The sequence below is a fragment of the Rhodococcus sp. Z13_19A genome (assembly GCF_058133575.1).
Genome location: NZ_JBYUNN010000003.1, coordinates 470,115 through 484,081, shown reverse-complemented (window position 1 = coordinate 484,081; position 13,967 = coordinate 470,115). Strand labels below are relative to the sequence as shown.

13 protein-coding genes and 1 pseudogene are annotated in these 13,967 nt (G+C 70.7%); 10 read left to right on the top strand and 4 right to left on the bottom strand.

All coding sequences use genetic code 11. The annotated features are described in order from the left end of the window. The first annotated feature begins 69 nt into the window (after nt 1–69). Genes AC3YNX_RS13400 through AC3YNX_RS13385 form a run of 4 tightly spaced genes read left to right on the top strand, consistent with a single transcriptional unit; the run spans nt 70 to nt 3,299 of the window. Nucleotides 70–663 carry a DUF3090 domain-containing protein gene (locus AC3YNX_RS13400; protein ID WP_127782886.1) on the top strand — a complete coding sequence of 198 codons (594 nt, stop codon included), beginning with the start codon at nt 70–72 and terminating at the stop codon, nt 661–663. A gap of 14 nt (nt 664–677) precedes the next feature. Further along, nucleotides 678–1,556 carry an SCO1664 family protein gene (locus tag AC3YNX_RS13395; protein WP_489995947.1) on the top strand — a complete coding sequence of 293 codons (879 nt, stop codon included), beginning with the start codon at nt 678–680 and terminating at the stop codon, nt 1,554–1,556. A gap of 52 nt (nt 1,557–1,608) precedes the next feature. Continuing rightward, complete coding sequence (locus AC3YNX_RS13390) at nt 1,609–2,988, top strand: HNH endonuclease signature motif containing protein (protein ID WP_489995757.1); 1,380 nt, start codon at nt 1,609–1,611, stop codon at nt 2,986–2,988. Continuing rightward, nucleotides 2,985–3,299, top strand: a complete 315-nt coding sequence (locus tag AC3YNX_RS13385; protein WP_489995756.1) for a hypothetical protein — start codon at nt 2,985–2,987, stop codon at nt 3,297–3,299. Before AC3YNX_RS13390 ends, AC3YNX_RS13385 begins: the two co-directional genes overlap by 4 nt. Nucleotides 3,300–3,369: 70 nt before the next feature. On the opposite strand, the gene AC3YNX_RS13380 is transcribed toward AC3YNX_RS13385, so the two are convergent. The 3 genes from AC3YNX_RS13380 to AC3YNX_RS13370 are packed head-to-tail and all read right to left on the bottom strand — an operon-like array spanning nt 3,370 to nt 5,767. Next, complete coding sequence (locus AC3YNX_RS13380) at nt 3,370–4,524, bottom strand: sulfotransferase family protein (protein ID WP_489995755.1); 1,155 nt, start codon at nt 4,522–4,524, stop codon at nt 3,370–3,372. Continuing rightward, nucleotides 4,521–5,309 carry an SDR family oxidoreductase gene (locus AC3YNX_RS13375; RefSeq protein WP_489983233.1) on the bottom strand — a complete coding sequence of 263 codons (789 nt, stop codon included), beginning with the start codon at nt 5,307–5,309 and terminating at the stop codon, nt 4,521–4,523. Before AC3YNX_RS13375 ends, AC3YNX_RS13380 begins: the two co-directional genes overlap by 4 nt. Then, nucleotides 5,306–5,767: a nuclear transport factor 2 family protein gene (locus AC3YNX_RS13370; RefSeq protein WP_489983232.1), complete on the bottom strand. Its 462-nt coding sequence runs from the start codon at nt 5,765–5,767 to the stop codon at nt 5,306–5,308. Before AC3YNX_RS13370 ends, AC3YNX_RS13375 begins: the two co-directional genes overlap by 4 nt. Before the next feature lie 88 nt (nt 5,768–5,855). Here AC3YNX_RS13370 and cysD point away from each other — a divergent pair, with 88 nt between their 5' ends. The 6 genes and pseudogenes from cysD to AC3YNX_RS13340 all read left to right on the top strand — a co-directional run bounded on the left by cysD (nt 5,856) and on the right by AC3YNX_RS13340 (nt 11,276). Beyond that, on the top strand, nt 5,856–6,767 hold the full coding sequence (cysD, locus tag AC3YNX_RS13365; protein WP_489995754.1) for a sulfate adenylyltransferase subunit CysD: 912 nt from the start codon (nt 5,856–5,858) through the stop codon (nt 6,765–6,767). After that, a complete protein-coding gene (gene cysC / locus AC3YNX_RS13360) occupies nt 6,767–8,641 on the top strand; it encodes an adenylyl-sulfate kinase (RefSeq protein ID WP_127782894.1) in 1,875 nt (624 codons plus the stop codon). Before cysD ends, cysC begins: the two co-directional genes overlap by 1 nt. Continuing rightward, nucleotides 8,638–9,390 (top strand): annotated as a pseudogene (locus AC3YNX_RS13355) (3'(2'),5'-bisphosphate nucleotidase CysQ); the annotation flags it as partial. The gene cysC and the pseudogene AC3YNX_RS13355, both read left to right, overlap by 4 nt. Nucleotides 9,391–9,499: 109 nt before the next feature. Beyond that, nucleotides 9,500–9,787, top strand: coding sequence for a DUF1905 domain-containing protein (locus AC3YNX_RS13350; RefSeq protein WP_127782896.1), 288 nt, complete (start codon nt 9,500–9,502; stop codon nt 9,785–9,787). A gap of 180 nt (nt 9,788–9,967) precedes the next feature. After that, the gene (locus tag AC3YNX_RS13345; protein ID WP_164860612.1) at nt 9,968–10,105 is read left to right on the top strand and encodes a hypothetical protein; all 138 of its coding nucleotides are present in this window, start codon (nt 9,968–9,970) and stop codon (nt 10,103–10,105) included. Then, nucleotides 10,089–11,276, top strand: coding sequence for a N(5)-(carboxyethyl)ornithine synthase (locus AC3YNX_RS13340; RefSeq protein WP_127782897.1), 1,188 nt, complete (start codon nt 10,089–10,091; stop codon nt 11,274–11,276). Before AC3YNX_RS13345 ends, AC3YNX_RS13340 begins: the two co-directional genes overlap by 17 nt. Nucleotides 11,277–11,405: 129 nt before the next feature. Here the strand turns inward: AC3YNX_RS13340 and AC3YNX_RS13335 are convergent, their stop codons facing one another. Then, entirely contained in the window at nt 11,406–13,898 is a 2,493-nt protein-coding gene (locus AC3YNX_RS13335; protein WP_489995753.1) for an ATP-dependent Clp protease ATP-binding subunit, read from the bottom strand. Nucleotides 13,899–13,967 lie beyond the last annotated feature (69 nt).

Genomic DNA, 13,967 nt, shown 5'->3' with positions numbered 1-13,967 from the left:
GCCCGCACGCCTGGAGCACCGGTCCCTGGTGTGCCGATCCACAGTGATTCACCTAGTGTCGGAGTTGCCATGTCACGAGTAATCCACGTCTTCCGCAACCCAGACCGGTTCATTGTCGGCACTGTCGGTGAGCCCGGTGACCGCGCCTTCTACCTGCAGGCTGTGCAGGAGGGCCGGCTCATCAGCGTGCTCCTGGAGAAGCAGCAGGTGCAGGTGCTGGCGGAGCGCATCATCGCGCTGCTGGAGGAGGTGCACCGCCGCTTCGGCGCCGAGCTGCCCGACGACGACCCCATCGTGGAGGACCTCGAGCCGCTGGCGGTGCCGGTGGACGAGGAGTTCCGGGTGGGCACCATGGGCCTGGGCTGGGACGCCGACGCGAGCTGCGTGGTGGTGGAGCTGCTGGCCGTCACCGAGGGCGAGGTGGATGAGTCGGTGGTGCTCGACGACACCGACGAGGGTCCCGACTCCGTGCGGGTGTTCCTCTCCGCCGAGCAGGCCCGGGACTTCGCCGCGCGCGCTGAGCTGGTCATCAGCGCCGGGCGGCTGCCCTGCCCGCTGTGCAACGAGCCGCTGGACCCCGAGGGTCACGTGTGCGTGCGCACCAACGGGTACCGCCGCGGCGTGGGCATCGCGCCGTCGGCCGGCGAACCCAGCCAGGACTGATCACGACCGTGCAGGTGCACGACCCAGCCACGCTCGAGCTGCTGCGCGCCGGAAAGCTCGAGATCCTCGGCCGCATCGTGGAGGCGAGCAACGCCACGCTGCTGTGCTCGGTGGAGCTCGACGGCGTCACCGGCCACTGCGTGTACAAGCCGGTGCAGGGCGAGCGACCCTTGTGGGACTTTCCGGACGGGACGCTGGCCGGCCGCGAGGTGGCCTCGTACCTGGTGTCGGCGGCCAGCGGCTGGGGGGTGGTGCCGCCGACGGTGCTGCGCGACGGGCCGTTCGGCTCCGGGATGGTGCAGCTGTGGATCGACACGCCGGCGGCCAGCATCTCCGACGACGAGGACTCCGATGCTGGGTCCGGCTCAGCGGCTGGTTCTGGATCGGCTGCGCACCGCGAGCACGTGGAGCAGGTGAGCGACCTGGTGGAGCTGTGCCCGCCCGGGGCGGTGCCGCAGGGGTGGATGCCCATCCTGCGGGCGCAGGACTACTCCGGGGAGATGGTGGTGCTCGCGCACGCCGATCACCCCGGGCTGCGCCGGATGGCCGTGCTGGACGTGGTGCTCAACAACGCCGACCGCAAGGGTGGGCACGTGCTCGCCGGGCTGGACGGCGGGGTTTACGGCGTGGACCACGGCATCTGCCTGCACAGCGAGCCCAAGCTGCGGACCGTGCTGTGGGGCTGGGCAGGGGAGCCCATCGGTGACGAGGCGGTGGAGATGCTCTCGAAGCTGGCCAGCCTGCTGGAGGGCGAGCTGGCCGACCAGCTGGACGAGCACCTGACCATCGCCGAGGTGCAGGCGCTGCGCACGCGGGTGCGCCGGTTGCTCGCCACGCGGGTGATGCCGGAGCCGTCCGGGATGCGTCCGGCGATTCCCTGGCCTGCGTTCTAGCGGCTTTCGCGGTTTCCCTGAGGTTGTCGGGGGTTGTTCGTATCATTCGAACATGAGTTCGAACGGTGTAGCGGAGGACCTCCCTGACGAGGTCGCCTCGTTGCTGGCTGAGCACGCTGCGGTGATGGTGCGGTTGCAGCAGGTGCCGCTGGCCGGGCTGTCCGATGCTGGGGTGTTGGCGGTGTGCCGTGAGGTGGAGCGGGTGCACCGGATGAAGCCGACGGTAGATCATCGGTTGATTGTGGAGATGGAGTGCCGTTCCCTGGCCACGGTGTTCCTAGCGCGGGGCACGGCGGGGTTGCTGTCGGAGGTGCTGCACCTGGACATGCAGGAAGCACGAGCCCGGGTGCGGGCTGCGCAGCTTCGTGGGCCACGCACGTCGTTCACTGGTGAGGATCTCGGTCCTCTGCACCCCGCAACAGCCGCAGCGGAGGCCGCTGGTGAGATCTCGCCGCGCCACGCCGAGATCGTCGCCAAGACGATGCACGAGCTGCCGGCCTCGCTGGATACCGGGACTGTCGGGTTGGCCGAGCAGACGCTGGCTGCGCAAGCCTGCGCGTTGCGGCCGTCGGAGCTGGCCAAGGCCGCCGAGCGTCTGGTGGCCTACCTCGATCCCGACGGCCGGCAAACCTCCGACGCCGATCAGGCCCGGCGGCGGGGTTTCACCATCGGCCGGCAGCGCCCGGATGGGATGAGCCGCATCAGCGGTGAGCTCGACCCGATGACCCGAGCCCTGGTGGATGCTGCGTTCTCCGCCGCCGCGCGGCCGGTCACCGAGGACGGGGTGCCGGATCCGCGCAGTGCCGCCCAGCGCAACCACGACGCGCTGGCCATGCTGTGCCGCAACGCATTGGCGGGCGGGGAGCTGCCGAGCAACCGCGGGCTGCCAGCAACGGTCGTGGTGACCATGGGACTGGCAGACCTCGAGCGCCGCGCGGGTACCGCGTCGACCGCCTCCGGCGGGACGGTGCCGGTGCGTGACGTGCTGCGCATGGCCGCGGACGCCCGCTGGCTGCCCTGCGTGCTCGACTCCACCGGACAAGTCCTACACCTCGGCACCGGGCAGCGCCTGGCCTCACCGGCGCAACGACTAGCCCTGTACGCGCGCGACCGTGGCTGCACCCGGCCCGGCTGTGAGATGCCTGCGCAGTGGACCCAAGTTCACCACCTCACCGAGTGGCAACACGGCGGACCCACCGACCTACACAACCTGGCCCTGGTCTGCCCGTTCGACCACCGGCTCATCACCCACGAAGGCTTCACCGTCCGCATGGGCACCGGCGGCCGGGTGGAATGGATCGCACCCAGACATGTTGACCCACAACAGGTTCCGCGCACCAACCCGATCCACCATCCACCCGACCTCAGCGACGCCGACCCACCGCCCCAGCAGTCGAGGACCAGCTGGCGGCCTGGCACGATCAGGGCATGACCGTGCTCGAGCTCTCGGACGAGTGGTGGAGCCGAGATGGTCCGTTGGCGGCGGACAACTTTGCTGCGGTGCTTCGCGAGATCGAGCGGGAGCTGAGTCCCGACCACCCGCTGGCGGGTCAGGTCGTGCGGGTGGAGGCACGCTTCGGGCCGTCCGACGACGTCATCGTGAGCCTGGTTGACGGCGGGTTCGCTCTGGTCCACCCGACGTGGTCGGGTCACGTCGAGCCGTCGCCGTGCCCAGACACGACCTACCTCGGGGACGCGGCAAAGGCTTCGCAGACGATCGCGGAGTGGGAGCGGTGGTGGTGAGGTGGGTCTTGGCAGCAACCGGGCCGGCGCAGCACGCTGCACCGGCCCGACCTCGGGAGAGCCCCGCTGATCAGCTGCGCCGCGCGTACCGGGCGAAGCGGGCGTCGATGTCGGCCTCAGTGAGCCCGAAGTCGGACAGCTGGTAGCGGTGCGACGGCGTGCGCGGCCCGCTGGTGCTCGCCGCGTGCATGTCCTGCTGCGCCTTCCGCGCCTCGTCGCTGAGGGTGATGCCGAAGTGGCGGTAGATGCCCTCCACCGTGCCCAGCGCGTCCCCGACGAAGTCCTCGTAGTAGACGTCGCAGAACTGCGCCGGATCGGCCTTGGCCCGCGCCTCGGTGAACGCGTCCAGCCCCCGCGCCCACAGGTCCACCTGGTCGCGCCCGATCAGCTGGTCGGTGAACTTGTCCGACCACCCCTGCGCCGCCTGGGCGCTGAGGCTGCACGAGGATGGAATCGCCGTCCGCGGGTCGCGGTGCGTCTGGACGATGAGCGCGTCCGGGTACACCTCCAGCAGCGCGTCCAGGGCGAACAGGTGGCTGGGGTTCTTCAGCACCCACCGCCGGTCGGTGTCGTTCAGGCCGATCAGCTGCAGGTTCTTGCGGTGCCGGGCGTAGGCCGACGTCCAGCTCTGCTCCGCCAGCCACTGCGAGTACGTCGGGATGTGTGCCAGCGACTCGTAGGACACCGACTGCATCGACTGCCGCAGCAGCTGCCAGCACTCCTCCACCTCGCTGGCGGACATGTAGTGCACGCCCATGAACTCCGGCCGCTCCACGTGGTGCTGGCTGAACGCGGCCTCGATGCCCTGGAACACCGGGTTGTCCGCCCACGTCTGTCGCGGCGGGCGCGGCTGCGGGAACTCCGTCAGCCACATCTCCGGGCCCTGGTGGCCGGGGTCGGCGGTGAGCAGCCGGTGCAGCGCCGTGGTGCCGGTGCGCGGCAGCCCGGTGACGAAGACGGGCCGCTCGATGGCCACGTCGGCGTGCTGCGGGTTCTTCTTCCAGGCATCCTCGCTGAGCAGCCGGGCCACCAGCGCGCCGCGCAGGAACACCCGCGCGACCTTGGAGCCCAGCGGGGTCAGCTCCGCCTCGGTGATGTAGGAGTCCAGCAGGACCCGCAGCCCCTCCAGGTAGCCCTGGTCGCCGAAGTCGTCCAGCCCGGTCAACCGGGACGCCGAGGCGTGCAGGTCCTCGACGGTGCCGACGGTGGTGTGCGGTGCGGTCACGGGTGGAACTCCCCACAGTTGACGTCCAGTGTCTGTCCGGTGATGGCCCGGGCCATCGGCGACGCCAGGAACACCACGGCGTCGGCGATCTCGTCCGGCTCGGGCAGCTTGCGCAGGTCCATCGCCGCGGCGGTCTCGTCGTAGACCTGCTGCACCGGCACGCCGCGCTTGCCGGCCAGGTGGTCGAAGTACCACTTGAGGCTGTCGGCCCAGATCCAGCCGGGCGCCACGGTGTTCACCCGGATGCCGCGCGGACCCAGCTCGGTGGCCAGGCTCTGCGAGGCCGCCAGCAGCGCGGCCTTGGTGATCTTGTACGGCCCGTACGGCGCCTGGGTGTGCCGGATGACCGAGGAGTTGATCATCACCACCGCGCCCTTGCTCTCCGCCAGGGCCGGCACGAACAGCTTGGTCAGCCGCAGCCCACCCAGCACGGTCACCTCGAACGCCGCGCGGATCGCCTCGAAGTCCACGTCGGCCAGCTTCTTCATCGGCGGCATGCCGAAGGCGTTGTTCACCAGCACGTCCACCCGCCCGAACTTCTCCAGCGACGCCTGCACCAACCCTGCGGCGGAGCTGTCGTCGGTGATGTCGGTGCGCACGGTCAGCACCTCGCGGCCCAGCTCGCGGACCTCCTTGGCCACCTCGTCCAGGCGCGACTGCGTGCGCGCGGCCAGCACCAGGTCGGCACCGGCCGCCGCGCTCTGCAGGGCGATGGAGCGGCCGAGCCCGGGGCCGACGCCGGAGACCACCACGACCTTGTCGGCCAGCACCCCCGCGGTGCTCACTTGCGGTCCGCCCAGCGGTTGACGGTGAGCGCGAAGCTGGGCACGTCGTCGGTGGACATCGTCGCCTCGTAGGTGCGCACGTAGCCGGTGGAGCTGATCCGCCACTGGCCGTCCTCGCCCCGGACGTAGGTGTCGGTGTAGAACGCCGCGCCCTGCAGGATGAACTTGTACTTCGGCACGATCACTCGGTCCTGCAGGTACCAGGTGCCGGTGGCGGTGTCGCCGTCGACGTCGATCTCGGGGTGACCGACGTGGTGCTCGGTGATGCTGTTGCGGTCCAGGGACTTGCGCATGAACGCCAGGATCTGGTCGCGCCCGGTGAAGGTCAGCTTGTGCCCGTAGGCGGCGTCGGCGTCCGGGGTGAGCGTCGACTCCAGCAGGTCGAAGTCCTTGGTGTCGACGGCACGCAGGTAGCGGTACTTCAGGCGCTTGATCTCTTCCAGCGTTTCCAGGTCCATTCGGCGACACTAGAACTTATTCTAGTTTTGTGCCAGTGTTTCCAGCCATGACCTTCGACCCTCGCTCCGCCAGAGGGGGACACCCCCTGTGAGCAGCACCTACGAGCTGACCCACCTGCAGGCGCTGGAGGCCGAGGCGGTGCACATCTTCCGCGAGGTCGCCGCCGTCTTCGAGCGCCCCGGCCTGCTGTTCTCCGGCGGCAAGGACTCCGTCGTCATGCTGCACCTGGCCACCCGCGCGTTCTGGCCGGCGCCGGTGCCGTTCCCGGTGATGCACGTGGACACCGGGCACAACTTCGACGAGGTGCTGGAGTTCCGCGACCGCACCGTGGCCGACCTGGGCCTGCGCCTGGTGGTGGCCAGCGTGCAGGACGACATCGACGCCGGGCGCAGCGTGGAGGAGACCGGCCCGCGGGCCAGCCGCAACCGGCTGCAGATCGCCACCCTGCTCCGCGGCATCGCGGAGAACCGCTTCGACGCGGCCTTCGGCGGGGCGCGGCGCGACGAGGAGAAGGCCCGCGCCAAGGAGCGGGTGTTCAGCTTCCGCGACGAGTTCGGCCAGTGGGACCCGCGCAACCAGCGCCCCGAGCTGTGGAGCCTGTACAACGGCCGCCACCACCGCGGCGAGCACATCCGGGTGTTCCCGCTGTCCAACTGGACCGAGCTGGACATCTGGCAGTACATCCACGAGCAGCAGATCCCGCTGCCGTCGATCTACTTCGCCCACCGCCGCCCGGTGGTCGAGCGCGACGGCATGCTGCTCGCTGTCACCCGCCACCTGACGCTGCTGCCCGGCGAGCAGCCCGTCGAGGCCCAGGTGCGCTTCCGCACCGTCGGCGACGCCACCGGCACCGGCTGCGTGGAGTCCGACGCCACCACCACCGCGGCCGTGGTGGCCGAGGTGGCCGCCACCCGCGTCACCGAGCGCGGGGCCACCCGCGCCGACGACCGCATCTCCGAGGCCGGGATGGAAGACCGCAAGAAGGACGGGTACTTCTGATGCCGCAGCTGCTCCGCATCGCCACCGCAGGCAGCGTCGACGACGGCAAGTCGACGCTCATCGGGCGACTGCTCTACGACTCCAAGGCCATCTTCACCGACCAGCTCGAGGCGGTCGCCCAGACCAGCCGCGACCGCGGCTCGGCGACGCCGGACCTGGCGCTGCTCACCGACGGCCTGCGCGCCGAGCGGGAGCAGGGCATCACCATCGACGTGGCCTACCGCTACTTCGCCACGCCCCGGCGCAAGTTCATCATCGCCGACACCCCCGGGCACGTGCAGTACACCCGCAACATGGTCACCGGTGCCTCCACCGCCGACCTGGCGATGATCCTCATCGACGCTCGCAAGGGGGTGCTGGAGCAGACCCGCCGGCACGCCTTCCTCTCCACCCTGCTGGGCATCCCGCACCTGGTGCTGTGCGTCAACAAGATGGACCTGGTCGACTGGTCGCAGGAGCGCTTCGAGGAGATCCGCGAGGAGTTCCGCGTCTTCGCGATGAAGCTGGACGTGGCCGACCTGACCTTCATCCCCATGTCGGCGCTGCAGGGCGACAACATCGTCAACCGCTCCACCAGCATGGACTGGTACGAGGGCGCCTCGCTGCTGCACCACCTGGAGGAGGTGACGTCGTCGTCGGACCGCAACCTCATCGACGCACGCTTCCCGGTGCAGTACGTGATTCGGCCGCAGAACCTGGACGGCTCGAGCGGGGCAGCAACGGACGACCCCGAGCTGCACGACCACCGCAGCTACGCCGGCACCGTGGCCGGGGGAGTGTTCCGCCCCGGTGACGAGGTGACGGTGCTGCCGTCGGGCTTCAGCTCCACGGTGGACAAGATCTGGGGCCCGGGCGGGGTGCCGCTGGACGAGGCGTTCACCCCGGCGGCCGTGACCATGCAGCTGACCGACGACATCGACATCTCCCGCGGCGACCTGATCTGCCGTCCGGCCAACCGTCCGCACGTGGGCCAGGACGTCGACGCGATGCTGTGCTGGCTGACCGAGACGGCCGCGCTCACTCCGGGGGCCAAGTACACGATCCTGCACACCACCAAGGCCACCAAGGCCGTGGTGCGCCAGCTCGACTACCGGCTCGACGTCAACACCCTGCACCGCGACGAGTCAGCAACAGCGTTGTCGCTCAACGAGATCGGCCGGGTGCGGCTGCGCACCCAGGCGCCGCTGCTCTTCGACGCCTACCGCCGCAACCGCGACACCGGCAGCTTCATCCTGATCGACGACGCCACCAACGCCACGGTGGCTGCGGGCATGATCACCGGCCCGTCGCTGCCGCAGGCGCAGGTGGTGTGGCACTCCGCCGCGGTGGAGCGCACCGACCGCAGCACCCGCGGGATGACCGTGTGGATCACCGGGCTGTCCGGCTCGGGCAAGTCCTCGGTGGCGGTGGAGCTGGAGCGCCGGCTGGTGGCGGCCGGCCACCCCGCCTACCTGCTGGACGGTGACAACCTGCGCCACGGCCTCAACGCCGACCTCGGGTTCTCCGACGCCGACCGCGCGGAGAACGTGCGTCGGGTGGGCGAGGTGGCCGTGCTGCTGGCCGACGCCGGCGTGGTGTCGGTGGTGTCGCTGATCAGCCCGTTCCGGGCCGACCGCGCCAAGGCCCGCGCCGCGCACGAGGCCGCGGGGCTGCCGTTCGTGGAGGTGTTCGTGGACACCCCGCTGGCCACCTGCGAGGAGCGGGACCCCAAGGGCATGTACGCCAAGGCTCGGGCGGGGGAGATCATCGGCTTCACCGGCATCGACTCGCCCTACGAGGCGCCGCAGTCACCCGACCTGCTGCTGCGCCCGGAGGACGGCGCGCCCGCGGACATGGCCGGCGCCATCCTCGACCTCGTGCTGGAGCAGCTGTGAACGACTCCCGACTGGCCGCGCAGATCGCCGAGGAGGCGGGGCAGCTGCTGCTGCAGGTCCGCGCCGAGGCCCCCGCTCACCTGACGCCCAAGCAGCTGGGCCAGCGCGGCGACAAGCTGGCCAACGAGATGCTGCTGCGGCGGCTGGCGCAGCTGCGCCCGGACGACGCGGTGCTGTCGGAGGAGTCGGCCGACAGCCCGCAGCGGCTGAGCAGCAACCGGGTGTGGATCATCGACCCGCTGGACGGCTCCCGGGAGTTCGGCCTGCCCGACCACGACGACTGGGCGGTGCACGTCGCGCTGTGGCAGCGCAGCGCCGGTACCGAGCGGGCCGGGATCACCGCTGCGGCCGTGGCGCAGCCCGCGCTGGGTGCGGTGTACGCCGACGACGACGCAGTGCTGGCCGCCTCCGGTGCGGCCGGCTCGGGTCCGCGGATCCTGGTGAGCGCCAGCCGTCCCCCGGTGTTCGCGGCCGCGATGGCGCAGGCGGTGGGTGGCGAGCTGGTGACCATGGGCTCGGCCGGCGCCAAGGCGATGGCGGTGCTGCGTGGTGACGCCGAGGCCTACGTGCACGCCGGCGGGCAGTGGGAGTGGGACTCCGCGGCCCCGGTGGGCGTGGTGCTCGCCGCGGGGCTGCACGCCTCCCGCGTCGACGGATCGCCGCTGCGCTACAACGAGGCGCACCCGTACCTGCCGGACCTGCTGATCTGTCGGCCGGAGCTGGCGCAGCCGCTGCTGTCAGCGATCGCGGCGGCGGACTAGCCGCCGGCTTCGGGGCTTCGGGGCTCGGGGCTCGGGCGATGAGTTCGGCGCCGTTCCACGGTCTGCACCAGTAGACCCCGGTGGAAGGACGGCTGTCATGAGCACCGTTGCGCGTCCCCTGGACAAGTGGTTCACCGCCACCCTGCAGCAGAGCCCGGGCAAGGGTGGGTGGACGTACGTGGTGATGCCCGACTCGGCGGGCTTCTTCGGCACCCGCGGGCTGGTGAAGGTGCGCGGCACCATGGACGAGCGGCCGTTCGAGAGCGCGTTCATGGCGCTCGGCGACGGCACGCACAAGCTGCCGGTGCGGGCGGAGCTGCGGCGGGCCATCGGCAAGAGCGCCGGGCAGGACGTGGCGGTGCACCTGTGCGAGCGCCTGTCCTGACTTGGTGGTACTTGCAGTACCCCCACCGCGCCGGCCCGCGTCTGCAACCGCTACCAAGCGGGCTGGCACCGCGAGTCGTCCGCCGTCCGAGCCGCGCGATGACCTCACGCTGACGGTTGCACCGTTGCCGTACGGTCAGGCCAACGGGACCGCTCAGGTTCCCAATCTAGGGGTCATCCCATGTCTGACAAGTCGCCCCGCACCACCATGTCGAAGAAGTCCGGCAAGTCGCTGAAAGAGAAGCGCGCCGACAAGAAGACGAAGGCCGACAACGCAAACGCAGCCGTCGAGGTGACGGCCAATGTCAAGAAACGCTGACCGGCCCCCCACCACTGAGCTGCTCTCCCTGGGCGTCCTGGCGCACTCCCGCAAGCCCGACGAGCGGCGCCTGCCCATCCATCCCGCGCACCTCGCCCGGATCGACCCTGACCTGCGCGCACGGATCTACCTCGAGCACGGGTACGGCGAGCCCTTCGGCATCACCGACGACGAGCTGGCGCGCGACATCGCGGGAATGCGCTCGCGCGCCGAGCTGATCGCCAGCTCCGACGTGATCCTGCTGCCCAAGGTGCAGGCCGCCGACCTCGCGGAGATGCGCACCGGGCAGGTGATCTGGGGATGGCCGCACTGCGTGCAGGACACCGCGCTCACCGAGCAGGCCGTCGCGCAGCGGCTGACCCTCATCGCGTTCGAGGCGATGAATCACTGGACCAAGGACGGTGGGTTCAGCCTGCACGTGTTCCACAAGAACAACGAGCTGGCCGGGTACAGCTCCGTGCTGCACGCGATGCAGCTGGCGGGGCTGACCGGTGACTACGGTCGCCGGCTGCGGGCCACGGTGATCGGCTTCGGCGCCACGGCCCGCGGGGCGATCACCGCGCTCAGCGCGCACGGGGTGGACGACGTGCGGGTGATGACCAACCGGGAGGTGGCCGCGGTCGGCTCGCCGATCCACTCGGTGGACATCGTGCAGTTCGAGCACGACTCCACGGACCCGCACCGCAGCTACGCCAACACCGTGGACGGCCGGGTGCCGCTGGCGCCCTTCCTGGCCGAGAACGACATCGTGGTCAACTGCGTCCTGCAGGACACCGCGGCGCCGTTGACCTTCCTGCTGGAGGAGGACCTCGCGGCATTCGCGCCCGGCAGCCTGGTGGTGGACGTCTCCTGCGACGAGGGGATGGGCTTCAGCTGGGCTCGGCCGACGTCGTTCGCCGAGCCGACGTTCCTGGTGGGCGACCACGTGCAGTACTACGCGGTGGACCACAGCCCGTCGTACCTGTGGCACTCCGCGACGTGGGAGATCAGCCTGGCGCTGCTGCCGCACCTGCGCACGGTGCTCAGCGGGCAGGAGTCCTGGGACGCCGAGCAGACCATCAGCCGGGCGATCGAGATCCGCGACGGGGTGATCCAGAACCCGGCGATCCTGGCGTTCCAGCACCGCGACGCGGATTTCCCGCACGCCGTGGTGCAGCCGGTCTGCGTCTAGCCGGACCGCTTGGGGGTACTTGCAGTACCCCCACCGCGGCGCACGGTGGTACTTGCAGACGCCCCAACAGAAAACGGCCGGCACCCCGCGAAGGGTGCCGGCCGCTTCCGCGTCCGCGTGCGGAGGCGCTCAGCCCGCCAGCGCCAGCGCGTGGCTGGACACCGCAGCCGTCGCCACGGGCTCGACGGTGAGCTCGCCGTCCACCACGTCCACCCGCACCGCGCCACCGGCGGTCACCGCGTCGTCCACCAGCAGGTCGGCGATGCGGTCGTCGACCTCGCGCTGGATGGTCCGCCGCAGCGGGCGGGCGCCGAACTCCGGCTCGTGGCCGTGCTCGGCGATCCAGTCCACCGCCGCCGGCGTGAGCTCCAGGCTGATGTCCAGCCCGGCCAGCCGGCTGCGGGTGGCGCCCAGCAGCAGGTCCGTGATCTGGCGCAGCTGCTCCAGCTCCAGCTTGGCGAACACCACGATCTCGTCGATGCGGTTGAGGAACTCCGGGCGGAAGCTCTCCCGCAGCCGGCCCATCAGCCGCTCGCGCACCTTGGTGCCCTCCCGCTGCTGAGCCTCGGTGGCGAAGCCGATGCCACCGGAGCGGCTGGAGATGATGTCCGAGCCGAGGTTGCTGGTCATGATCAGCACGGTGTTCTTGAAGTCCACCGTCCGGCCCTGCCCGTCGGTCAGGCGCCCGTCGTCGAGCACCTGCAGCAGGATGTTGAACACGTCCGGGTGCGCCTTCTCCACCTCGTCCAGCAGCACCACCGAGTACGGGCGACGCCGCACGGCCTCGGTCAGCTGCCCGGCCTCGTCGTAGCCGACGTAACCGGGAGGCGACCCGACCAGGCGGCTGACGTTGTGCCGCTCGCCGAACTCGCTCATGTCCAGCCGGATCATGCTGTCCTCGTCGCCGAACAGCGACGTGGCCAGTGCCTTGGCCAGCTCGGTCTTGCCCACGCCGGTGGGGCCCAGGAACAGGAAGCTGCCCACCGGGCGGTTGCCGTCGCCCATGCCGGTCCGGCTGCGCCGCACCGCCCTGGCGATGGCGTGCACCGCGTCGTCCTGGCCGATCACCCGCTGGTGCAGCTCGTCCTCCAGCCGGCGCAGCCGCTCCTTGTCGTGCGCGCTCACCTGGTTCACCGGGATGCCGGTGGCGCGGGCGAGCACGTCGGCGATCTCGTCGGCGCCCACCTCGTGGGAGGGCTCCTCAGCCGAGGCGCCGGCGATCGTCACCTCCAGCGCAGCGATCTCGTCGCGCAGGGCGGAGGCGCGCTCGTAGTCCTCGGTGGCCACCGAGCGGTCCTTCTCCTGGGTCAGCCGCGCCAGCTTCTGCTCCAGCTCGGCCACCGGGCTGTTGCTGCGCCGCAGCCGCAGCCGCGCACCGGCCTGGTCGATCAGGTCGATCGCCTTGTCCGGCAGGTGGCGGTCGGGCAGGTACCGGTCGGAGAGCTCCACCGCGGCCACGACTGCCTCGTCGGTGTAGCGCACCTCGTGGTGCTCCTCGTAGCGGCCCTGCAACCCCCGCAGGATGGTGATGGCGTCGACCACGCTGGGCTCGTCCACCTTGACCGGCTGGAAGCGGCGCTCCAGCGCGGGGTCCTTCTCGATGCGCCGGTACTCGCTCAGGGTGGTGGCACCCACCAGGTGCAGCTCACCCCGGGCCAGCCGCGGCTTGAGGATGTTGCCGGCGTCCACCGCGCCGTCCGCGCCACCGGCGCCGACCACGGTGTGCACCTCGTCGATGAACACGATGACCTCGTCGCGGTGGGCGACGATCTCGTCGATCACCTTCTTCATCCGCTCCTCGAAGTCACCCCGGTAGCGGGTGCCGGCGAGCATGCCGGAGATCTCCAGCGCCACCACGCGCTTGCCGTGCAGCAGCGGCGGGACGTCGCCGTCGACGATGCGCTGCGCGAGGCCCTCCACGATGGCGGTCTTGCCCACGCCCGCCTCACCGATGAGCACCGGGTTGTTCTTGGTGCGCCGGGACAGCACCTCGATGGTCTGCTCGATCTCCTCGGCGCGGCCGATCACCGGGTCCAGCTCGCCGGCGCGGGCCTGGGCGGTGAGGTCCAGCCCGTACTCGTCCAGCGTGGGCGTCTCGCTCTGCTCCGCGCTGGAGGCGTCGTGGTCGGTCTCCCCAGCCGCCACCTGCAGGGTCTGCGGGTTGGCGCCGCGGGCGGCCAGCAGCCGGCCGGCGGTGTTGGCCGGGTTGGCGGACAGGGCCAGCAGCACGTGCACCGGGTCGACGTAGGTGGAGCCCAGCGCGCGGGCAATCTGGTGGGCGGCCAGCAGCACGCGCTGGCTGGCCGGCCCCAGCGACGGCAGCGCGGCTGCGGGGCCGGTCATGCCCTGACGGGCCGGCAGCTGTGTCTCGACGTCGTTGCGCAGCTCCTCGACGTCCACGCCCACCCGGCGCAGCAGGGAGCTGGTGGGCTCCTGGCCGCTCAGCGCCCACAGCAGGTGCAGCGAGTCGACCTCGGGGTGGCCCTGCTCGACGGCGTGCTTGGCCGCGGCCTCGACCACCTGGTGCGACTGCTGGTTGAGCACCCGCGTGAGGTCGACCCGGCGGTTCGCGCCGAGCTCGCCCCCGAAACCTGAGCCGAAGAAGTCGTCAAAACCTGGCATGAAGTTCCTCTCTCACCACGGAGTGTCGGACACCCGGCTCCGCTTACTTGAGTCTTGCACTGTCAACTA

Coding starts and splice junctions, on each gene's coding strand:
- AC3YNX_RS13400 (WP_127782886.1), top strand. CDS start 70: ATGTCACGAGTAATCCACGTCTTCCGCAACCCAGACCGGTTCATTGTC.
- AC3YNX_RS13390 (WP_489995757.1), top strand. CDS start 1,609: ATGAGTTCGAACGGTGTAGCGGAGGACCTCCCTGACGAGGTCGCCTCG.
- AC3YNX_RS13385 (WP_489995756.1), top strand. CDS start 2,985: ATGACCGTGCTCGAGCTCTCGGACGAGTGGTGGAGCCGAGATGGTCCG.
- AC3YNX_RS13370 (WP_489983232.1), bottom strand. CDS start 5,767: ATGGACCTGGAAACGCTGGAAGAGATCAAGCGCCTGAAGTACCGCTAC.
- cysC (WP_127782894.1), top strand. CDS start 6,767: ATGCCGCAGCTGCTCCGCATCGCCACCGCAGGCAGCGTCGACGACGGC.
- AC3YNX_RS13350 (WP_127782896.1), top strand. CDS start 9,500: ATGAGCACCGTTGCGCGTCCCCTGGACAAGTGGTTCACCGCCACCCTG.
- AC3YNX_RS13345 (WP_164860612.1), top strand. CDS start 9,968: ATGTCTGACAAGTCGCCCCGCACCACCATGTCGAAGAAGTCCGGCAAG.
- AC3YNX_RS13340 (WP_127782897.1), top strand. CDS start 10,089: ATGTCAAGAAACGCTGACCGGCCCCCCACCACTGAGCTGCTCTCCCTG.
- AC3YNX_RS13335 (WP_489995753.1), bottom strand. CDS start 13,898: ATGCCAGGTTTTGACGACTTCTTCGGCTCAGGTTTCGGGGGCGAGCTC.